The 21041-nt window shown below is 70.5% G+C and carries 20 protein-coding genes; 10 read left to right on the top strand and 10 right to left on the bottom strand.

What is annotated here, in order from left to right; all coding sequences use genetic code 11:
- Positions 1-76: 76 nt before the first annotated feature.
- The 7 genes from fliN to F6X53_RS32035 form a co-directional block, all read right to left on the bottom strand.
- The gene (gene fliN / locus F6X53_RS00360) at positions 77-415 is read right to left on the bottom strand and encodes a flagellar motor switch protein FliN (protein WP_150996067.1); all 339 of its coding nucleotides are present in this window, start codon (positions 413-415) and stop codon (positions 77-79) included.
- Between the two features lie 7 nt (positions 416-422).
- The gene (locus F6X53_RS00355; protein ID WP_150996065.1) at positions 423-1022 is read right to left on the bottom strand and encodes a FliH/SctL family protein; all 600 of its coding nucleotides are present in this window, start codon (positions 1020-1022) and stop codon (positions 423-425) included.
- Positions 1019-2071, bottom strand: coding sequence for a flagellar motor switch protein FliG (locus F6X53_RS00350; protein WP_150996063.1), 1053 nt, complete (start codon positions 2069-2071; stop codon positions 1019-1021). The genes F6X53_RS00355 and F6X53_RS00350 overlap by 4 nt, the downstream gene beginning before the upstream one ends.
- A 59-nt stretch (positions 2072-2130) precedes the next feature.
- On the bottom strand, positions 2131-3759 hold the full coding sequence (gene fliF, locus F6X53_RS00345; RefSeq protein ID WP_150996061.1) for a flagellar basal-body MS-ring/collar protein FliF: 1629 nt from the start codon (positions 3757-3759) through the stop codon (positions 2131-2133).
- Between the two features lie 221 nt (positions 3760-3980).
- Positions 3981-4256: a CtrA inhibitor SciP gene (gene sciP, locus F6X53_RS00340; RefSeq protein ID WP_055885701.1), complete on the bottom strand. Its 276-nt coding sequence runs from the start codon at positions 4254-4256 to the stop codon at positions 3981-3983.
- Between the two features lie 100 nt (positions 4257-4356).
- Positions 4357-5040, bottom strand: coding sequence for a flagellar hook assembly protein FlgD (locus F6X53_RS00335; RefSeq protein WP_150996059.1), 684 nt, complete (start codon positions 5038-5040; stop codon positions 4357-4359).
- 12 nt (positions 5041-5052) lie between these two features.
- Positions 5053-6504: a flagellar hook-length control protein FliK gene (locus F6X53_RS32035; protein ID WP_210386363.1), complete on the bottom strand. Its 1452-nt coding sequence runs from the start codon at positions 6502-6504 to the stop codon at positions 5053-5055.
- A gap of 264 nt (positions 6505-6768) precedes the next feature.
- Here F6X53_RS32035 and mnmA point away from each other — a divergent pair, with 264 nt between their 5' ends.
- The 4 genes from mnmA to F6X53_RS00310 all read left to right on the top strand — a co-directional run bounded on the left by mnmA (position 6769) and on the right by F6X53_RS00310 (position 11388).
- A complete protein-coding gene (gene mnmA / locus F6X53_RS00325) occupies positions 6769-7932 on the top strand; it encodes a tRNA 2-thiouridine(34) synthase MnmA (RefSeq protein ID WP_150996057.1) in 1164 nt (387 codons plus the stop codon).
- 34 nt (positions 7933-7966) lie between these two features.
- Complete coding sequence (locus tag F6X53_RS00320; RefSeq protein WP_150996055.1) at positions 7967-8620, top strand: class I SAM-dependent methyltransferase; 654 nt, start codon at positions 7967-7969, stop codon at positions 8618-8620.
- 30 nt (positions 8621-8650) lie between these two features.
- Positions 8651-9502 (top strand): TVP38/TMEM64 family protein, encoded by an 852-nt coding sequence (locus tag F6X53_RS00315; RefSeq protein WP_150996053.1) that lies wholly within the window; start codon positions 8651-8653, stop codon positions 9500-9502.
- Positions 9503-9885: 383 nt separating this feature from the next.
- The gene (locus F6X53_RS00310) at positions 9886-11388 is read left to right on the top strand and encodes a sensor histidine kinase (protein ID WP_150996051.1); all 1503 of its coding nucleotides are present in this window, start codon (positions 9886-9888) and stop codon (positions 11386-11388) included.
- 45 nt (positions 11389-11433) lie between these two features.
- Here the strand turns inward: F6X53_RS00310 and bioB are convergent, their stop codons facing one another.
- Both bioB and F6X53_RS00300 read right to left on the bottom strand, forming a co-directional pair.
- Positions 11434-12465, bottom strand: coding sequence for a biotin synthase BioB (gene bioB, locus F6X53_RS00305; protein WP_238298789.1), 1032 nt, complete (start codon positions 12463-12465; stop codon positions 11434-11436).
- Positions 12466-12515: 50 nt separating this feature from the next.
- The gene (locus F6X53_RS00300; protein ID WP_150996049.1) at positions 12516-13400 is read right to left on the bottom strand and encodes a fumarylacetoacetate hydrolase family protein; all 885 of its coding nucleotides are present in this window, start codon (positions 13398-13400) and stop codon (positions 12516-12518) included.
- A 399-nt stretch (positions 13401-13799) separates the two neighbouring features.
- Here F6X53_RS00300 and F6X53_RS00295 point away from each other — a divergent pair, with 399 nt between their 5' ends.
- The gene (locus F6X53_RS00295) at positions 13800-15149 is read left to right on the top strand and encodes an OmpP1/FadL family transporter (RefSeq protein ID WP_150996047.1); all 1350 of its coding nucleotides are present in this window, start codon (positions 13800-13802) and stop codon (positions 15147-15149) included.
- A gap of 133 nt (positions 15150-15282) precedes the next feature.
- On the opposite strand, the gene F6X53_RS00290 is transcribed toward F6X53_RS00295, so the two are convergent.
- Positions 15283-17076 (bottom strand): PHA/PHB synthase family protein, encoded by a 1794-nt coding sequence (locus F6X53_RS00290; RefSeq protein ID WP_150996045.1) that lies wholly within the window; start codon positions 17074-17076, stop codon positions 15283-15285.
- Positions 17077-17239: 163 nt separating this feature from the next.
- Between F6X53_RS00290 and F6X53_RS00285 the strand changes: the two genes are divergently transcribed.
- From F6X53_RS00285 to prfB, 5 genes are all read left to right on the top strand, one after another.
- Complete coding sequence (locus F6X53_RS00285; protein ID WP_150996043.1) at positions 17240-17608, top strand: hypothetical protein; 369 nt, start codon at positions 17240-17242, stop codon at positions 17606-17608.
- A gap of 109 nt (positions 17609-17717) precedes the next feature.
- Positions 17718-18935: an LL-diaminopimelate aminotransferase gene (locus F6X53_RS00280; RefSeq protein ID WP_150996674.1), complete on the top strand. Its 1218-nt coding sequence runs from the start codon at positions 17718-17720 to the stop codon at positions 18933-18935.
- A 135-nt stretch (positions 18936-19070) separates the two neighbouring features.
- A complete protein-coding gene (locus tag F6X53_RS00275; RefSeq protein WP_150996041.1) occupies positions 19071-19283 on the top strand; it encodes a hypothetical protein in 213 nt (70 codons plus the stop codon).
- Between the two features lie 108 nt (positions 19284-19391).
- On the top strand, positions 19392-19736 hold the full coding sequence (locus tag F6X53_RS00270) for a hypothetical protein (protein ID WP_150996040.1): 345 nt from the start codon (positions 19392-19394) through the stop codon (positions 19734-19736).
- 157 nt (positions 19737-19893) lie between these two features.
- A protein-coding gene (prfB, locus tag F6X53_RS00265; protein WP_150996038.1) for a peptide chain release factor 2 occupies positions 19894-21022 on the top strand; the annotation gives its coding sequence in 2 pieces (ribosomal slippage) (positions 19894-19962 and positions 19964-21022; 1128 coding nt in all).
- Positions 21023-21041 lie beyond the last annotated feature (19 nt).

Here is a 21041-nt window from a genome sequence, read left to right as displayed (position 1 = left end):
CCTGGGCACTCCGTCTTGTCCGAGGGGCCCGGCGCGGGCGCGCGGGCCGAAATGTCAGGGTGTCGGGGCGGGCCGGTCAGTGCTCGCCCTTGACGATCTCCGTCATGGTGACGCCGAGGCGGTCATCCACCAGGACGACCTCGCCGCGGGCCACGAGCCGGTTGTTGACGAAGATGTCGATCGCCTCGCCGACCTTGCGGTCGAGCTCCAGCACGGCGCCGGGGGCGAGCCGCAGCAGGTCGCCGATCGGCATGCGCGAGGAGCCGAGCACGGCCGAGACCACGACCGGCACGTCGAAGAGCTGTTCGAGGTCGGACGCGCTTTTCGGCGCGGTCGGCGCGTCCCGGATCGAGCCGAGCCCGTCGGAGGTGCCGTCGGTCTCGCTGAGCTGCGGCAGGCTGAAATCATCGGACATGGGGGCCTCAGGGCGTCACTGCCGGGTCGAGGCCGAGGGCCTCGATGATGCTGGATTCGATGCGCGCGCGGTCGCGGACGATGCCGCCATCCGCCCACTCGATGCGGGCGTCGCCCGGGAGGAGATCGGGCTCGCCGAGGACGACGAGCCGGCCCTCGTAGCCGCGCTCGCGGGCGAGCGCCTTCATCAGGGCCTCGGCCTCGTCCACGAGGCTGTCATGCACGCGCACGACGAGGTGCGGCACGCCGCGCAGGTGCCGCAGCGCCGCGCGCGCCGCCTCGCCGATGGTCGCGAGGGGCCGGGCGTCGAGCGCTTCGCCCGCGACGCGCCGGGCGAGCAGCACGGCCACCTCGATGGCCTGCGCCTCGCGCTCGGCGTCGCGCGCGTCGCTCTGGGCCAGGAGCCCGGCGGCCGCGAGGCTGAGGCGGGTGAGGGCGTCGGAGAGGCGGGCCTGCGCCTGGGCCTCGGCCTGGGCGCGCCCCTCCTGCACGCCGCTGGCATGGGCCTGCGCGACCGCCTCCGCCAGCGCCGCGGCGGATTCGGCGCTGGTCTGGCTCGCCTGCGGACGGCGGAAATCGGTGTCGAACAGGAAGGGCCGCGCGTTCAATAGACCAGCTCCTCCTCGGCGCTGTTCTTGGCGATCATGATCTCGCCCTTCTCGGCGAGGTCCTTGGCGAGCTCGGTCATCTTGGCCTGCGCCTCATCGACCTCCTTGAGGCGGATCGGACCGATCGAGCCCATCTCGTCGGTGAGGTTCTTGGCCGCGCGCGTCGACATCTGGCTCATGAAGAAGGCGCGCACCCGCTCGTCGGCGCCCTTGAGGGCGCGGCAGAGGGTGTCGTTCTCGATCGTGCGCATCAGGGTCTGGACGCTGCCCGGATCGAGCTTGAGCAGGTCCTCGAAGGTGAACATCAGCTCGCGGATGCGCTTGGCCGAGCCGCGATTGGCCTGGTCGAGGGCGGCCAGAAATCGGCCCTCGGTCTGGCGGTCGAAGGCGTTGAAGACGTCGGCCATCAATTCGTGGGCGTCGCGGCGCGTCGCCTGCGAGATGGTCGAGACGAACTCGACGCGCAGGGTCTCCTCGATGTGGCGCAGCGCCTCCTTCTGCACCGTCTCCATGCGCAGCATCCGGTTGAGGACGTCGATGGCGAATTCCTCGGGCAGGATGGTGAGCACCTTCGCGGCGTAGTCCGAGCGCACCTTGGAGAGCACCACCGCGACGGTCTGCGGGTACTCGTTGCGCAGGAAGGAGGCGAGGATCTCGGGGTCGATCTGGGCGATGCTGGCCCAGACCCGCTTGCCGCTCGCGCCCTTGATCTCCGCCATGATGGCCGAGACCTGCTCGGTCGGGAAGATCTTGAGGAGGAGCGTCTCGGTCCGCTCGAAATTCGAGGTGATGCCGCCGCCCGACGACAGGCGCGAGACGAAATCGACGATGAGCTTCTCGACGACCTCCGCCTCCAGCGAGCCGAGCTGGACCATGGCGTGCGAGACCTTCTTGATCTCCTCTTCCTCCAGCAGCTGCCAGATCGGGGCGCCCTCGGTCTCGCCGAGGAGCAGCAGCAGGGCGGCCGCGCGCTGGGGGCCGGGCATGGCCGCGAACGCGTTCGCCCCCATCGCCTCCATCGCCTTCCCGATATTCAGCCCCGATGCCATGACCCGCTACTCCCCACGCTCCAGACCCTGCCGGGCGCCCCCGCGCCCGAGCCGGCGCCTCAACTCTCTTGGATCCAGTTGCGCAGCACCTCGACGGTCTCGGCCGGGCTCGCCCGGACCATGTCGACCACCCGCTGCACCGTCTCGGCCTGGACCTGGCCGTTGATCTTGGCGAACTCGACGAGGCGGGCCGTCGGGTTGTCGCGCGGTACGATCTGCATGTCGGAGCCGGCGCCCTCGATCCCCACGAGGGCGGCCGCAGCCCCGGCGCCGGCGAGCAGGCCGGCCGGCATCGGCTCCGGGCTCAGCACCTTGCGCAGGAGGGGCCGGACCACGGCCATCAGCACGATGATGGTGAGGAGCGACAGGACCGCCAGCTCGACCATGCGCAGGATGTCCTCCCTGCTCGGCATGAGCAGCGACTGGATCAGGCCCGGCTCGCTGAACTCCGGCACCGCCGGCGCCTCGGCGAAGCGCAGGTTCACCACCTCGACCTGGTCGCCGCGGGCCTTGTCGAAGCCCACCGCCGTGCGCACGAGGGCGGCGATCCGCTCGATCTCGGCGGCGGGACGCGCCTGGTAGGCGAGCTTCCCGTCGGGGCCGGGCAGGTAGGCGCCGTCGACCAGGACCGCCACCGAGAGGCGCTTGATCCGGCCGCCCTCGACGATCTCCGTCTTGGTGACGCGGGAGATCTCGTAATTGGTGGTCTCCTCGGTCTTGTTCGTCGAATCCTTCGGCGTCGGCGCCTTCTCCTGCTGGTTGGCGCCGGGAAGCTCGTTGCCGACGCTGACCGCGCCCTCGGCGCCGCCCGTCAGGGCGGTCTCGTTGCGGGTCTGGCTCGAGCGCACGACCCGGCTCTCGGGATCGAAGGTCTCGGAGCGGCTCTCGATCCGGTTCGAGGCGAGCTCGGCCGCGACCTGGACGCGGGCGCGACCCTGGCCGACGATGCCGGCCACGATCTCCTCGATCTGCGCGCGCAGGCGGCGCTCCATCCCGGATTGCTTCTCGTCGAGCCCGGCGCCGGCCTCGTTGTCGGCCCCGCGGGCGCCGTCGGCCAGGAGCCGGCCGCGCTCGTCCACGATCGAGACGCGCTCGGGCTTCAGCCCCTCGACCGAGGAGGCCGCGAGGTGGCGGATGGCGCGGACCTGCCCGGCATCGAGATCCCCCATCAGCTTGAGGACGATCGCGGCGCTCGGCATCTCGCGGTCGCGCTCGAACAGGCGGCGCTCGGGCATGACGAGGTGGACGCGCGCGGCCTGGACCCGCCCGATGGCGCGGATCGAGCGGGCGAGCTCGCCCTCGAGCGCCCGCAGGTGGTTCACGTTCTGCACGAAATTCGTGGACGAGAAGGCGTCGCCCTTGTCGAAGATCTCGTAGCCGACGCCGGCCTGGCTCGGCAGGCCCTTGCCGGCGAGGTCCATGCGCAGGCGGGCGAGGTCGCCGCGGGGCGCTAGCACGGTCTGGCCGGCATCGCCCCGGGTCTCGTAGCGGATGCCGCGGGCGTCGAGATCCCGGATCACCGCGCTCGAATCCTGCATCGAGAGATCGGCGTAGAGAACGCCCATATCGGGCCGCGAGACCCGCAGGATGACGAAGGCGAAGAAGCCGATCAGGGTCAGGGTCACGGCCGCCATGGCGGCGAGCCGTGCCGGGCCCAGTTTCGTCACCAGATCGAGAACCGGTTTCACGACGCGACGCACCCCTCGACGCACGGCCGACGGCCGGCGCGCTCGGCAAAATTTGCCGGGGATGTGGTTAGCACGCGGTTAACAAGGCGACGCGGCGGCGGCGGATCGACGTCCCTGACACGACGAAGCCGCACCCGGGGTGCCGGGCGCGGCTCGAAAGGGCGGGGCAAGGCGGCGCGATCAGGGCGGCGCGAGGCGGGCGCCGGCCGGACGTGGCGGGCTCAGTGCCGGTAATGCTGGATGCGGGTGGTGCGCAGGCCCGCGAGCCCGTGCTGGTCGATGGAGAACTGCCAGCTCAGGAATTCCTCGGTGGTGAGGGTGTAACGCTGGCAGGCTTCCTCGAGGCTGAGGAGGCCGCCTCTCACGGCCGCCACCACCTCCGCCTTGCGGCGGATCACCCAGCGGCGGGTGGTGGTCGGTGGAAGGTCGGCGATCGTCAGGGGGCTGCCATCGGGCCCGATCACGTATTTCACTCTCGGGCGGTGCGGTTCGGTCATGATACGCTCTACACTCGACTGACCTGTCGAGGATGGAAGCTACTTGCGCCCGCTTAAAATATGTTGAAGCGGATCGATCGTATCTGATTCGATCTCCACGCTATGTGGATAACGCACCGCCGATCGAGCGCACGCTGGAGACCGGGAGCCGCGATTTCCCGATGGTGAGGACCGGCTCGCTGCCGCTGAGATCGACCCCGTCGACCTTGCCGCTCACGCCCGTATCGACGCTCACGCTCTGGCCTGTGGCGTCCACGGCGTTGACCACGATGGAGTACTGCCCCTCGGCCGAGGCGAGCCCGGCGGAGTTGCGCCCGTCCCAGGTGAAGCTCTGCGCCCCCGCCGCCAGCGATTTCGTCTGCGTCCCGACGACGTTGCCCTTGGCATCCGAGATCGTGATCGTCGCCTTGCTGACGGCGCGGGCGGGTTTCAGGCTCCAGGTGGCCTCGCCGTCCTTGAGCTGGGCGGTCTTGCCGTCCGCCGTGACCGTCTGCCCGAGATAGGCGGTGGAGGAGGCCGCGCTCGCGGATTTCGAGTTCGTCAGGATCGAGTCCAGGCGATCGTTGCCCTTCAGCTGCTGCTCGACCTGGGCGAACTGCACCAATTGCTGGGTGAACTGGTTCGTATCCATCGGGTCGAGGGGGTTCTGGTTCTTCAGCTGCGTCGTCAGCAGCGTCAGGAACTGGGTGAAGTTGCCGGCGATCTCCTGGGAGGTCTTGCCCGAGCCGGTGGACGTCGCCGTGGTGGTGGCGGTGCTCGCCAGCCCGCTGATGCCCGATGCCATCGTGTCTCTCCCTTAGATGCGGATGTCGAGGCCGGTGAGCCCGCGCAGGCTCCGCAGCGGCACGGCCTCGATGGCGCCGCGCGCCTCGACATCGCCGAATCGTGCAGGATTGCCGCGGGACTGGCCGTCGCGCTGCTCGGCGTTGCCGCCGCTGGAATGGGAATCGCCCCGGAGGGAGAGGTTGATGCCGCCCTCGCTCGGGTCGAGGCCCGCCTGGGAGAGGGCCTGCTGCAGGCTGCCGGCATCGCGCTGGAGCATCTGCAGGGTCTCGACGCGCTCGACCACGAGATGCGTCATCACCGTGCCGCGCTCCTTGTCGATGTCGAGCTTGACGTCGATGCGGCCGAGATCGCCCGGATCGAGGCGGATCTCGAACTGGCTCGACCCGGCGAGCGAGCGCAGGCCGATGGTGAGCGGAACCTGTCCGATCTGGATCGGCGCGGGCGACGCCTGAGCCGGGGCCCGCTCGCTCGCGGACGGCGCGTGGGTCGGCGCCGCGGCCGCCGCCTCCTTGACGCCGCGCGGATCGGCCGGCGGCGGAGGACTCGCGTCGGCGAGCGCGGCGGCGAAGTCGATCGGGTTCGCGCCGGCCTCGGGGCGAGCCTCGCCGGGCGCGACCGGATCCCCGGATTCGGCGAGACGCCGCGGCCCGGCCGCAACCGGGTCGCCGGCCTTGCCGGCGGCGTCCACGGTCGGTCCGCCGGCCGGGATCGCCGCGGCCTGCGCGTTTGCCGGGCCCGTGGCCGGCGCGGCCGTGCCGGTCGGCAGTTGCGGGGCGCCCTGTCCGCTCGGCGCAGCCGCCGCCCCGGCATGCTGGGCCGGAGGCGGCGTCGGCGTGAGCGCGCCCAGGAGGCCGAGCAGGCCCGGGGCGGCGGCGGTCTTGCCGTCCTCGGTCTCGTCGTCGGACGTCTCGTCGGCGGGAGTCTCGTCGGCGGAGGTCTCGCCCACATTCCTGGCCTCGCTCGTCCCGGCGGCGACGGAGGCGAGGTGCGAGGCCGTCGCTCCGGTGGCCTGGCTCGACTGGGCGGAGCTCGCCGCCTTTGCGGCATCGGCCCCCCCCGCCGAGGCCGTGCTCGTGCGGTCCTGCGCTCCGGGCGCGCCCGCTTCATCCTTGGCCGAGGCGGCCCGGCGGGCCTCCCGGGCGTCGTCCGCCCGCTTGTCCGGGGCCGTCGGCTTGCCGGCGCGCGCCGACGCCGTGTCGCCCTGCCGCTCGGGCTTCAAGCTGCCGGCGCGATCGCGGGTCAGCCTCTCCTGGTCGCGCGCCGCGTCCTGGTCACGGTCCCGGCGGGCGGCGTCGCGGGCGTCGTTGGCCCGCGCGCGGGCCGCGGCCGCGGCCTGGTCGCCCGCCGCGAGGTCCAGGCTGAAGCGGGCTTGGTCCGGCGCCGACCGGACCGGGTTCTCCCGCGCGGGCGGCTGGGTCGCGCGCCGCACGAAGATATCCGCAAAATCCGTCGCCGCCGTCATATCGGGTCTCCTCACGGGAGCAGACCGAGCAAGCGGCAGGCCACGCGGCCATCCGGCTAAGCAATTGAAAAGACAGGTCAGTTTTTCGAAGCGCGAGAGAGGCGGGGGCCCCGCGCGGCCGAACCTGCCCCCCGCCCGGCAGGAATTGCCGGGGCGGCCCTCGGCCCCGAACGACGCCGCGTCCCTGGAACTTGCGGCCGACACCCCCTATAGAGTCCCGGATCCGGCCCGACGCTGACGTCCCGCGGCCCCGACCCTGAAGCCATGAACGCGCTCGATCTCCCGAAGCCCCCCCACGAGACGCGCGTCGTCGTCGCCATGTCGGGCGGCGTCGATTCCTCCGTGGTGGCGGGGCTGCTCAAGCAGCAGGGCTTCGATGTCGTGGGCATCACGCTGCAGCTCTACGACCACGGCGCCGCGACCCACCGCAAGGGCGCGTGCTGCGCCGGCCAGGACATCCACGACGCGCGGCGCGTCGCCGAGCGCCTCGGCATCCCGCATTACGTGCTGGATTACGAGGACCGCTTCCGCGATTCCGTGATCGACCGCTTCGCCGAGAGCTACCTCGCGGGCGAGACGCCGGTTCCCTGCGTCGAGTGCAACCGCTCGGTGAAGTTCCGCGATCTCCTGGCCACCGCGCGGGAGCTGAACGCGGATGCCCTGGCGACCGGCCATTACGTGGCGAGCCGGCCCGTCGCCCCGGGCTCCTCCCGGCGCGCCCTGTTCCGCGCCCTCGATCCGGCCCGGGACCAGAGCTACTTCCTCTACGCGACGACGCCGGCGCAGCTCGATTTCCTGCGCTTCCCCCTCGGCGAATTGCCGAAGGACGAGACCCGCCGCCTCGCCCGCGCCCTCGATCTCGCGGTCGCGGAGAAGCCCGACAGCCAGGATATCTGCTTCGTGCCGCAGGGCCGCTACGCCGACGTGATCGCGCGGCTGCGCCCCGACGCCGCGCGGCCGGGCGAGATCGTCGACCTCGACGGGCGGCCCCTGGGCAGCCACGAGGGCATCATCCATTACACGGTGGGCCAGCGCCGGGGCTTGCGCCTCGCGGTCGGCGAGCCGCTCTACGTGGTGCGCCTCGAGCCGGAATCCGCGCGCGTCGTCGTCGGTCCGCGCTCCGCGCTGGCCACGAGCCGCGTGCGCCTGACCGACGTGAACTGGCTCGGCGAGGGCGCGCTGAGCGACCTCCACGAGATGCCGGTGGCGGTCCGCGTGCGCTCGACCCGCGAGCCGCGGCCGGCTCACCTGACCTATGACAGCGCGAGCGGTTGCGCGGAGGTGACGCTGGCGACGCCCGAGGACGGCGTGTCGCCCGGTCAAGCCTGTGTCATCTACGCCGACGACACTGCGCGTGCGCGCGTGCTCGGTGGTGGCACCATCCGGCGCATCGACGCGTTGCAGGCTGGCACGGCACGCGCCGCCTGAGACCCCGCCCCACAACGACGGAATCGAGACGAACATGCTGAGGGAGCCGCAGGAGGCTGGGCCGAGCACGGCCCTGATGCGCAAGGCCTACGCCCGCTGGGCCCCTGTCTACGACGTGGTCTACGACAAGCTGACCGAGCCGGCCGCCCGCGCGGCCGTCGAGGCGGCGGTGGCCTGCGGCCCGCGGATCCTGGAGGCCGGCGTCGGCACCGGCCTGTCCCTCGGCTATTACCCGCGCGGAAGCTTCGTCTGCGGGGTCGATCTCTCCGAGGACATGCTGCGCCGCGCCCGCAACAAGGTTCGCCGGCGCGGCCTCGTCCATGTCCAGGGCCTGCAGGTGATGGATGTCTGCCGGCTCGGCTACGCCGACGCGGCCTTCGATGCGGTCGTGGCCCAGTTCCTCATCACCCTGGTGCCGGATCCCGAGGCCGCCCTCTCCGAGTTCCTGCGCGTGGTGCGCCCCGGCGGCGAGATCGTGCTCGCCAACCATTTCGGCCAGACCGAGGGGCCGGTCGCCCGGGTCGAGGAGATCGTGGCGCCGCTCTGCACCAAGATCGGCTGGTCGTCGGACTTCAAGTCCACGCGGATCGAGGCCTGGGCGCGGGCCAACGGCGTCGAGTTCATCGGCGTCGCCCCGACCTTCCCGGGCGGGTTCTTCAAGATCCTGCGGATGCGAAAGCGCGCCTGAGCCTGCGCATCGCAGCCGCCGGCGCGCCGGATGGTGCCGTTGAAGCGCAACGACGATGAGGATGGAGTGGGCTCTGCCTCGCGGGAGCCGTTTCCGAATCCGGAGCCGCCGAGCCCGGATCGCGGCCGCGCGCTCCTGCGATGGCTGCCGCTCGGGCTCCTCGCCCTCGCATCCGTGGCCGTCCTGGCCTCGGGCGCCTACCATCTCTTCAGCTTCGACAGGATGCTCGCCTCCCGGGCCTGGCTCCAGAGCTATGTCGAGGCGGACCGCGCCCGCGCCATCCTGGTGGCGGGCCTCGTCTATGTCTGCGCGGTCATCCTCTCCGTGCCGGCCTCGCTCGTGCTGACCATGGTCTGCGGCTTCCTGTTCGGCATCGTCACGGGCGCGCTCCTGGCGGTCGCCTCCGCCACGACGGGGGCCGCCATCGTGTTCTCCCTCGGCCGGGGCCCGGCCGCCGACCTCCTGCGGCGCAGAGCCGGCCCGCGCCTCGGGCGGCTGGCGGAAGGCTTCCGGCGCGATGCCTTCGGGTACATCGCGTTCCTGCGCCTGCTGCCGATCTTCCCCTTCTGGATGACCAATCTCGCGCCCGCCGCCTTCGGCGTCCGCCTGCGCACCTTCGTGCTCGCCACCCTGCTCGGCCTCCTGCCCGGCGCCTTCGTGTATGCGGCGACCGGGGCCGGGATCGAGGATGCGGTGGCGGGCCATGAGCGGGCGGTCGCCGCCTGCCGCGCGGCGGGTTCGAGCGCCTGCGACCAGGTCCTCACCCTGGGCAGCCTCGTCTCGCCCAAGATGCTGGCCGGCCTTGCCGCACTCGCGATCTTCTCCCTGCTCACGGTCGTCCTGCGCCGCCGCTTCGCGGCGACCTCCGGGCGCGCGCCGTGAGAGGCTGACCAAGGTCGATGCGCGCGCGGCGCCCGCGCCCGACGCGGCCGGGATCTCCCCGAATACCCGATCGGGCGGCCGAGGATGCCGCGATCGCAAGCAACTGCATCCAGAATGCAAAACCACCGAAGAATGCAATCTAGAATCGTTTCAACCCTAAAGTGTTCGAACGCGGAAAAGCCCGGATCTTGTTCTCACGTGCTCAGCAGAGGCCCCCCTCGACGCGGCGCAGTCCGGCGCGTAACGAGAGACTTGGTTGATCTGTCATCCTTCCAAGGCTGAGCCCACCGCCCCGCCGGCCGCGACCTCGCATGCGGCCGGCAGGCGAGGGGGCTCGGGGCAGCCGCGCCGGCGGGAGGCGCAACGAGACCCGCAGGGGCACGATGGGTGTGAGTACGCGTTCGGAGACCGAGACGGCGCAGGCGATCGCGCCTGCGGCCGCGTCGGGACCTGTGCGGGAGGCCACACCGGGAATGGGGCGCCGGCTCGGGCTTTCGGGGCGCCTGTTCCTGCTCACCGTCGCCTTCGTGGCGGTCGCCGAAGTCCTGATCTACGTGCCGGCGGTGGCGAATTACCGGTTGATGTGGCTGTCCGACCGGATCGCCGCCGCTCAGGTCGCGGCCCTGGTCCTCGATGCGAGTCCCGGGCAGGCGGTCTCGGACGAGCTGGCGCGCCGCCTGCTCACCGGCGTCGGCGCGCGGGCGATCGCGGTGCGGGGGCAGGGCACGCGCCGGCTGCTCGCCGTCGATACGATGCCGAGCGCGGTCTCCGACATGGTCGACCTGCGGCGGGACAGCTGGTGGGATTCGATCCGCGGCTCGTGGCGGACCCTGATCGCGCCGGCGGACGCGCCGATCCGGGTGGTCGGCCAGGGGCGGGACGGGTTCGATCTGGTCGAGATCCTGCTCGAGGAAGCCCCCTTGCGCGCGGCGATCGTCGAATTCTCGATCCGCCTGCTGGTCTCGTCCCTGATCATCGCGGCCGCCGCCGCGAGCCTCGTCTTCCTCGTGCTGCGGCACGTCATCGTCGAGCCCGTGCGCCGCCTCGCGCGCAACATCACGGCCTTCGCGGACGATCCGGAGAGCCTCGACCGCATCATCGCGCCGAGCAACCGCACCGACGAGATCGGGCTTGCCGAGACGGCTCTGGCTCGGATGGAGCGGGCGCTCGCCTCGGAGCTGCGCGAGAAGCGCCGGCTGGCCGAGCTCGGCCTCGCGGTCAGCAAGATCAACCACGAACTCCGCAATCTGCTGACGACGGCGCAGCTTCTCGGGGACCGCCTCGAAGGGGCCGCCGACCTGACGGTCCAGCGCGTGGCCCCGCGCCTCGTCGCGACCCTCGGGCGCGCGATCCGGTTCTGCGAGGCGACGCTCGCCTACGGGCGCGCCACGGAACGCCATCCCCAGCGCCGCCTCGTCCTGCTGGCCCCGATCCTGGCCGACCTGCCGGATCTCGCGGGGCTGACGACGGGCTCGCGGGTGAGCCTGCGGGAGCGCGTCCCCTCGGGGCTCCAGATCTGCGCCGATCCCGAACAGCTCTCGCGGGCCCTGACGAACCTCGTGCGCAACGCCGTCCAGGCCCTCGATGCGGCGGGCGCGAGCGGGGGCGACCCGGAAGTGTCCGTCGTCGCGACGCGCCAGGGCGGCGTCGGCTCCGGCTCGGTGACGATCCTGGTCGCCGATAACGGGCCGGGCCTGCCCGACCGGGCGAAGGCCCACCTGTTCGCACCCTTCCAGGGCTCGATGCGGGCGGGCGGCACCGGGCTCGGCCTCGCGATCGCGGCGGAGCTGATCGAGCTCAATGGCGGCACGCTGCGCCTCGACGACAGCGTGCCGGGCGCCTGCTTCCGGATCACGCTGCCGGACTGGATTCCTGGGCCGGCCTAGAACCGGCCTTCGGGCCGGCCTTGAACCGGCGCTCGGGCCCGGCGCCTACTCGGCCGCCGCCAGGGTCAGGCCCGGCACGGTGATGCCGATATCGCGCAGCAAGGCGGCGTCGGAATCGGTCTCGTTGTTGGCGGTCGTCAAGAGCCGCTCGCCGTAGAAGATCGAGTTCGCCCCGGCGAGGAAGCACAGGATCTGGGCCTCGCGGGTCAGGCCCTTGCGGCCGGCGCTGAGGCGCACCCGGGCGCGCGGCATCACGATGCGGGCGGTGGCGCACATGCGCACGAGGTCGAGGGGGTCGACCGGCGGCTGGTCCTCCAGCGGCGTGCCCTCGACGGCCACGAGGGCGTTGATCGGCACGCTCTCGGGATGCGGCGCGTGGTTGGCCAGAACCTGCAGCATGGCGGCGCGGTCCTTCACGCCCTCGCCCATGCCGACGATGCCGCCGCAGCAGACCCCGATCCCGGCCTCGCGCACGTTCTCGAGGGTTGTAAGGCGGTCCGCGTAGCTGCGCGTCGAGATGATGTCGCCGTAGAAGTCCGGACCGGTATCGAGATTGTGGTTGTAGGAGGTGAGCCCGGCCTCGGCGAGGCGCCGCGCCTGGTCCGGCGTCAGCATCCCGAGGGTGACGCAGGCCTCCATGCCGAGGCCGCGCACGCCCCGCACCATGGCGAGCACCGCGTCGAATTCCGGCCCGTCCTTGGGCTGGCGCCAGGCCGCGCCCATGCAGAAGCGATGCGCGCCCGCTTCCTTGGCGGCGGCGGCCTCCCGCAGCACCGTCTCGACCGGCATCAGCCGCTCGCGGGCCATGCCGGTCCCCTTGTGATGGGCCGATTGCGGGCAATAGGCGCAATCTTCCGGGCAGCCGCCGGTCTTGATCGAGAGCAGGCTCGCCCGCTGGATATCGGCCGGATCGTTGTGCGCGCGATGAATCTCGGCCGCGCGGAAGACGAGATCGAGGAGCGGCAAGTCGTGGATCGCCTGGATCTCGGCCACGCTCCAATCGTGGCGGATCACGGGCTTCACCGCGACGGGCAGGGCGTTGGCGAAGGGGGAAGCGGGGGCCGAGATCTGCGTCATGCGCCCATGAGGCGGAACTCGGCCGGAAAATCAAGACGCCGGGCCGGCCCTCAATTCGTCGGCTCGCCCGCCGCCACCTTCGCGGTCCAGTCGTCGAAGGCGATCACCTCCTGGCGCTGCGCGCCGAGACCATCGATGCCGAGGGTGATGACGTCGCCGTTCTTGAGGTAGCGCGGCGGCTTGCGGCCGAGGCCGACGCCGGGCGGCGTGCCGGTGGTGATCACGTCGCCGGGCTCCAGCATCATGAAATGCGAGAGATAGGCGACGATCTGGGGCACGTCGAAGATCATCGTGCCGGTCGACCCGGTCTGCATCCGCTCGCCGTTGACGTCGAGCCAGAGGCCGAGATTGCCGAGGTCCGGGATCTCGTCCGGAGTCACCAGCCAGGGCCCGAGAGGCCCGAAGGTCGGGCAGCCCTTGCCCTTGGTCCAGGTGCCGCCCCGGTCGAACTGGTACTCGCGCTCGGAGAGATCGTTGCAGACGCAGAACCCCGCCACGTAATCCATCGCCTCGTTGGCGTGGACGTAGGACGCCTTCGCGCCGATCACGACCGCGAGCTCCACCTCCCAATCGGTCTTGGCGGAGCCCTTGGGCAGGATCACCGGGTCGTTGGCGCCCGACAGGCAGGAGGGCGCCTTGTTGAAGACGATCGGCTCGGACGGGATCGGCGCGCCGGTCTCCGCCGCATGGTCGGCGAAGTTGAGCCCGATCGCGATGAAGTTGCGCGTGCCGCCGACGCAGGGGCCGAGGCGCGTGCCCGCCGGCAGCAGCGGCAGCGTCTCGGGATCGATCCTGCGGAGCCGGTCGAGGGCGTCCGGCGAGAGGGCGGGTCCGCACAGGTCCCGCACGACGCTCGACAGGTCGCGCAGGCCGCCCTGCCGGTCGACGAGCCCGGGCTTCTCGTCGCCATTCGCTCCGTGACGCACCAGTTTCATCGCTCACACGCTCCGTCGACGCCGTTCGAACCCAGTTCTCCTCCCAACGTGGTCCGGGCGCCGCCGGGGTCAAGCGCTGCGCGCGCCGCCCGGTTTCGGAATGTTGCGGGAATCCCACACGATCTGCACAAAACCGCCGAACCCGCGGTTTCGACAGCCCAGCCTGCACGAGGATGCAGAAGGTTTAGATATGAACGAATCTTCGCGTGTCGGTACGGAAATTACCGAACCGGCGGATTTACTTTAAAACCACAGTGAAAGTTCAATTCACATCTTAACTATCAAGTTCTCATCTCGGGATTGCGAAGTGACCGCAAGCAGGGCAATGTTCTGCCCAAGGCGTTGCACCCGTACTGGGGACGGGGAAGCAGGACGCCACAATCGAGCGTGGGAACGGTCATGGTGGGGAATCTTCGCGCTCGCGCTCTGGCGCTGGCGGGCGTGTCCGGAGCGGTGCTGGCGCTCGGCGTGAGCGATGCGAAGGCGGGCGCCTTCGGGTTGCGCGAGCAGAGCACGGTCGCGGCCGGCATGGCGGACGCGGGCGCGGCCTCGGGCAGCGGCGGCGTCTCCTCGCTGTTCTGGAACCCCGCCACCGTGACGATGAGCCCGGGCTGGGTCACCGAGCAGAACCTCACCTTCGTCAATCTCTCGGGCAAGATCACCCCGACCGCCGGCACCACCCCGGCCTTCGCGGGCCTCGGCGGCTCGGGCGATATCGGGCAGGGCGCGGTGCTGCCCTCCGGCGCGACCTCCTATCAGCTCAACGAGCGCCTCTGGATCGGCATCCAGACCGGCGCCCCCTTCGGCCTCGTGACCAAGCCGCGCGACGTCTGGGCCGGCGAGGTCTACGGGCGCTCGAGCCGCATCTTCTCGCTCGCCTTCAACCCGGTCGTCGGCTTCAAGGTCAATGATTGGCTCTCGGTCGCGGCCGGCCCGAATATCGAGTATTTCCGCCTGACCCTGCGCCAGGCCGTGCCGCTGACGCCGCTGCTCCCGCCGGGCGCCCTGCCGAGCTCCTTCCTCAAGGGTGATTCCTGGGGCGTCGGCTTCACGGCCGGCGCGCTGATCACGCCCTGGGCCGGAACCGCCTTCGGCGTCGGCTACCGCTCCTCGGTCCATCACGACATCGAGGGCTCGATCGGCGTGCCGCTCCTGTCCCTGGCGCCCCTCGGCGGGCAGGTCCGCGCCAACCTCAACACCCCCGAGAAGCTCAGCGTCGGCCTGACCCAGGCCGTCGCCCCGAATCTCCGGCTGAATCTCGGCTTCGAGTGGGACAACTGGACCCGGCTCGGCACGATCGGGGTCGTCTCGGTGGCGCGCGGCGTGCCGGTGAACGTCCTGCCGCTGAACTACAAGGACGGCTTCACCTACTCCATCGGCGGCGAGTACGATTGGTCGCAGAACCTGACCCTGCGGGCGGGCGTCTCCTACGAGGTATCGCCGATCGACTTCTCGAACCGCTCGGTGCGCCTGCCCGACAACGACCGCGTGAACCTCGCGGTCGGCGCGAGCTACCGCTGGAGCGAGAAGCTGACCCTGAACTTCGCCTACTCGCACCTGTTCCTCGACAAGTCGCGCATCCTGGCGGGCATCGGCCGCGACTACGACAGCCGCAACGCCATCGGCCAGAGCATCGCCTTCGCGGGCGTGGCCGACGGCAGCGCCGACATCGTGTCGGTGGGCTTCCGCTACGTCTTCGGCGATCCGGCCCCGGTCGCGGCGCCCGCGCCCCTGATCCGCAAGTACTGAGGGCAGGGATCGACGCGGAGCCTTGCGTGCCGGCGCGGCACGAAGGCGATGCAGTAAGACACCCGATACGACGTGAAAGAGGCCGGCGGGGGCTCCCCGCCGGCCTCTTTCATGGGCGCCGGGCGAGGCTGCCTCAGGCCTTCATGCGGACATAGGTGCCCGGGGCCGGGCCGAGCGACGCGAGGCCGCCGCTGCCCGGGATGCGGGCGGGCACGCGCGCGGGGGCCTGCTTCTCCAGCCACGAGAACCAATAGGGCCACCAGGAGCCCTTGTTCTCGGTGGCCGCCGCGATCCAGTCCTCCAGGCGGCCCTTGGCCGGGCCGCCGGTCCAGTAGCCGTATTTCGGCTTCGCGGGCGGGTTGACGACGCCCGCGATATGGCCGGAGCCCGCCAGCACGTAATCGACCTTGCCGCCGAACTTGGCCGAGCCCTCGAAGACCGAGAGGGCGGGCGCGATGTGATCCTCGCGGGTCGCGAGGTTGAAGATCGGCACCTTCACCTTCTTGAGGTCGAGGCGGACATTGCCGAGCACCATCTTGCCCTTGGCGAGATTGTTCTCGAGGTAGCAGTTGCGCAGGTAGAACGAGTGGTTGGCGGCCGGCATCCGGGTGGCGTCGGCGTTCCAGTAGAGCAGGTCGAAGGCCATCGGGGCCTTCCCCTTGACGTAGTTGTTGACCACGTAGGACCAGATCAGGTCGTTGGGCCGCAGCATGTTGAAGGCGTTCGCCATGCGGGCCCCATCGAGATAGCCCTGCTTGGCCATCCGAGCCTCGATGCCCTTGATCTGCTCCTCGTCGGCGAAGACCTTGAGGTCGCCCGCATGGGTGAAATCGACCTGCGTGGTCAGCAGCGTCGCGCTCTTGATGCGCTTGTTGCCGGTGGCGGCCTGCATCGCGAGCGTCACGGCGAGCAGGGTTCCGCCGACGCAGTAGCCGGCGGCGGCCACCTCGCTCTCGCCGGTCGCGGCGCCGATCGCGTCGATCGCCGCCTCGATCCCCTCGCGCATGTAGCTCTCGAAATCCTTCTGCGCGTGGCGCTCGTCCGGATTGACCCAGGAGATGCAGAAGACGGTCAGGCCCTGCGACACCATCCAGCCGATCAGGCTCTTCTGCGCATTGAGATCGAGGATGTAGAACTTGTTGATCCAGGGCGGCACGATCAGGAACGGGCGTTTCAGCACCGTCTCGGTCTGCGGCGCGTACTGGATCAGCTCCATCAGGTCGTTGCGGAACACCACCTCGCCCGGCGTCACCGCCACGTTGCGGCCGACCTCGAAGCTCGACGGATCGGTCTGGCGCACGCGCAGCTCGCCCTTGCCGGCCTCGATGTCCTCCGCCAGCATCTTCATGCCGCGCACGAGGTTGGCGCCGTTCTCCTCCAGGGTGTGGCGCAGGAGCTCGGGATTGGTCAGGACGAAGTTCGAGGGCGAGAGCGCGCCCACGATCTGGCGCAGGTAGAACTGCGCCTTGTGGCGGGTGTGGTCGTCGATGCCCTCGGCTCCCTCCACGAGGCCTTCCGCCCAGCGGGAGGTGATCAGGTAGCTCTGCTTGAGGAAATCGAAGACCGGGTTCGTGGTCCAATCCGCGTGGGCGAAGCGGTTGTCCTTCGGCTCCGGCACGGCGACCGGCTGGGGCGCCTCGCCCTGCATGCGAAACCAGGTCGAGCCCCAGAGCGTGATGAAGGCCTCGCTCAGCTTCGCCTGGGCCTCGAGGGTCTTCTGCGGATCCGCGAGCCACTTCTCCGCCACGGTGCCGAGGGTCCGCACCACGTCGCCGACCTCCTCCGACGGGCCCGTCGGGATGCCGTCGCCTTCGAGGGGTTTCATGTAGGTGGCGGCGGTGCGGCCGAATTGCTCCACGAACAGGCTTGCGTTCCGCGACAGGGCCTCGATGTCGGGCAGCTGCGGCGTCGTTTTCAGCGTCGTCACGCGTGCGTCTCTCCCTGTCTTCGCGGACTGTCTCGGCGGTCCTTGCCGTCCCGCGGCGGGCCCTGGGGGCATGCTTGCCCGATCAGCCTCGTTTCCGACAAATTAACGCTCCACGCCGAGGTTCCGCCAGAGCGCGGCGCAGATTTGTCGAAACATCGAAACCATGTTCACAACCCGACACGCCCTGCGCGCCCTCGCATTCGCCGCCGCCGCGACGGTGGCGGCCTGCTCCAGCGACGTGAACCCGCTGCGCGAGGCCGTCACGGGGGCGGGCTACGGCGCGAAGCCGATCGCGGCCCCGGATTTCGTCGCCGAATCCCGCAAGCCCGGGGGTGAGTTCCTCCCCGTCGGCGTCTCGGCGCCGCAGCGGCCGATCCGTGCGAAATCGACCGAGGGCCAGAAGGCCCTCGAGAGCGAGCTCGAAGGCGCCCGCAGCCGCAACGAGGCCAAGAGCCGGGCCGCCGAGGGCGTGGGGCGGACGACCGCCAAGGGCCTCTCGGCCCCGAAGCCGGCGGCCGCGCCGGCCGAGTAGCGTTTTTGGGGTCGGCGTCCGTGGCCTGAGATGCTAGACAGGCCGATCCCGCAGCGACGACACAGAACCGCGCAATCCGGGACCCGCGCCGATGGACACCTCGAAGGCCATGACCGACTTCCACCGCATCAAGCGCCTGCCGCCCTACGTCTTCGAGCAGGTGAACCGGATCAAGGCCGCGGCTCGGGCCAACGGCGCGGACATCATCGATCTCGGCATGGGCAACCCCGACCTCGATGCCCCGAAGCACGTCATCGCCAAGCTCGTCGAGACCGCGGGACGCCCGCGCACCGACCGCTACTCGGCCTCGAAGGGCATCGCGGGCCTGCGCCGGGCCCAGGCCAATTACTATCAACGCCGCTTCGGCGTGAGCCTCAACCCCGAGACCCAGGTCGTCGCGACCCTCGGCTCGAAGGAGGGCTTCGCCAACATGGCCCAGGCCATCACGGCCCCGGGCGACGTGGTGCTGGTGCCGAACCCGAGCTACCCGATCCACGCCTTCGGCTTCCTGATGGCGGGCGGCGTGATTCGCTCGGTCCCGGCCGAGCCGACCTCGGCCTTCTTCCCCGCCGTCGAGCGGGCGATGCAGCACTCGATCCCCAAGCCCGTGGCGCTCGTCGTCTGCTACCCGTCGAACCCGACGGCCTACGTGGCGAGCCTCGATTTCTACCGGGACCTCGTCGCCTTCGCCAAGCGCCACGAGATCATCATTCTGTCGGACCTCGCCTACGCGGAGGTCTATTTCGACGGCGAGCCGCCGCCCTCGGTGCTGCAGGTGCCGGGCGCGATGGATTGCACGGTCGAGTTCACCTCCCTGTCCAAGACCTTCTCGATGGCGGGCTGGCGCATGGGCTTCGCGGTCGGCAACGAGCGGCTGCTCGCCGCCCTGACCCGGGTGAAGTCCTACCTCGATTACGGCGCCTTCACGCCGATCCAGGTGGCCGCGACGGCCGCGCTCAACGGGCCGGACGATTGCATCAAGGAGATGCGCGGCATCTACCGCAAGCGCCGGGACGCGCTGGTGGATTCCTTCGAGAAGGCGGGCTGGAAGATCCCGGCGCCGACCGCCTCGATGTTCGCCTGGGTGCCGATCCCCGAGAAGTACAAGGCGCTGGGCAGCCTCGAATTCTCCAAGCTTCTCCTCGAGAAGTCGGATGTCGCGGTGGCGCCCGGCATCGGCTTCGGCGAGTACGGCGACGAGTTCGTGCGCATCGCCCTCGTGGAGAACGAGCAGCGCATCCGACAGGCCGCGCGCAACATCCGCCGCTTCTTCGAGACCTCGGATCGGACGCTGCACAACGTCGTCCCGCTGTCCAAGGCCGGCTGAGCGCGCGGAACGCCATGTTGCGGCGGGGAGACAGGCGGGGGTAAAGCGGCCCGGTACGCCCCGGGGTGCTTGTCAGGCGCCGCCACGGTCCGCAGGGTCGGGCGGACTTGTCCGTTCCCCGCGTCCGAGGGTCGTATGCGCCGCCTCAACCTGCTCGCTGCCCTCCTGCTCACCGCCGCCGCAGGCGCCTGTGCGCCGAACCCGATCATCGCCCGCGATCCGGTCCCGGCGCCGGGGCCGGAGGTCGGCTATGTCTGCGATTCCCGTCCGACCGTCCTGAACGGGTTCTACTCGCGCTGCGACCCGGTCGCCCGCGAGCCGCAGGTCGTGGTCCGCGCCAAGGGCTGAGGCCGGTCCCCCGCCCGGATCGACGACGCGCGCGGACGCGACGGCGCGCCCGGCCCATCATCAGCGCCCGGCATTTGCCGCCCGGCCGCGCCTGCAGCGGAGTTCAGCGTGACCAACGCCCACCGGACCCTCATCGCCGCGAGCCTGATCGGGCTCGGCCTCACCGCGGGCGACGCCTCGGCCCAGCCGGTGCCCTATTATTACGCCGCGCCCGAGGCCCCGACCGTCCTGCGGCAGGACCCGGATACCGGCCTCCTGATCGTGCCGCCGAACCGGCCCGATCTCGCCGTCCCGGCGATCCCGGTGCCGCACGTGATGAATGGCGGCGGCTACGGGCTGACGGGCTACGATTACTACAACGACAGCATCTCCGAGGGTCGCTTCGGCGCCCGCCGGCGCCTGCGCGAATACGTCCTGGCCCCGGCCCTGATCGCGCCCCTGCCGGGGCGCTGACAGGAAGGCTCGACGGACGCCGTCACGGATCCACGGCACCCGGCGCCGTTTACAGCGCCCGGGCAGGCCGGTATCACGCCGCCTCACGCCTCGCCCACGAGTGGCACACCCCAAGAGCCACACCCCGAGAGACCCACTTCAAGAGACCCAACACAAGATGCGCGCCGAGATCGAACAAGCCTCGGATGCCGCCAAGCAGTCGATCGGACTGCTGAGGAGGCATCTTTGACTGGGATACCGTCGAGAAACGCCTCGCGGAGCTGAACGCGGCTTCCGAGGACCCGGAACTCTGGAACGACGCCGAGGCCGCCCAGAAGGTGATGCGCGAGCGCACGCAGCTCGATGAGGCCGTCACCGCCATCAAGGCCCTGGAGCAGGATCTCGAGGATGCCGCGACCCTGATCGAACTCGGCGAGGCCGAGGGCGACCAAGCCACCGTGACGGAGGGCGAGAACGCCGTGCGGGCCGTCGAGGCCGAGGCCGCCCGCCGCCAGATCGAGACCCTGCTCTCGGGCGAGGCCGACGGCTTCGACACCTATCTCGAGGTGCATTCCGGCGCCGGCGGCACCGAGAGCCAAGATTGGGCGAACATGCTGCAGCGCATGTATGCCCGCTGGGCCGAGCGCCGGAAGTTCAAGGTCGAGATCGTCGAGTGGTCGGACGGCGAGGAGGCCGGGATCAAGGGCGCCACGCTGCTGATCAAGGGCCACAACGCCTATGGCTGGCTCAAGACCGAATCGGGCGTGCATCGCCTCGTGCGCATCTCGCCCTACGATTCGAGCGCGCGGCGCCACACGAGCTTCGCCAGCGTCTGGGTCTATCCGGTGATCGACGACCGGATCGAGATCGAGATCAAGGAATCGGACTGCCGCATCGACACCTACCGGTCGTCGGGCGCGGGCGGCCAGCACGTCAACACCACCGATTCGGCGGTGCGCATCACGCATATCCCGACCGGCATCGTGGTGGCCTGCCAGCAGGAGCGCTCGCAGCACAAGAACCGGGCCACCGCCTGGAACATGCTGCGGGCCCGCATGTACGAGGCCGAATTGAAGAAGCGGGAGGAGAAGGCCAGCGCCGAGGCCGCCGCCAAGACGGATATCGGCTGGGGGCACCAGATCCGCTCCTACGTGCTGCAGCCCTACCAGCTGGTGAAGGACCTGCGCACCGGCACCCAATCGACCGATCCCGACGAGGTGCTCGACGGCGATCTCGATCCCTTTATGGAAGCTTCCCTCGCCCAGCGCGTCTTCGGCGCCACCGAGGCCGTCGCCGACATCGACTGAGCGGGAGCCTCGACCGAGG

The organism is Methylobacterium soli, from assembly GCF_008806385.1.
In the GTDB taxonomy this organism is placed as follows: domain Bacteria; phylum Pseudomonadota; class Alphaproteobacteria; order Rhizobiales; family Beijerinckiaceae; genus Methylobacterium; species Methylobacterium soli.
The sequence above is the reverse complement of the archived record's forward strand: the minus strand, read 5'-3'. Positions and strand labels throughout refer to the sequence as shown.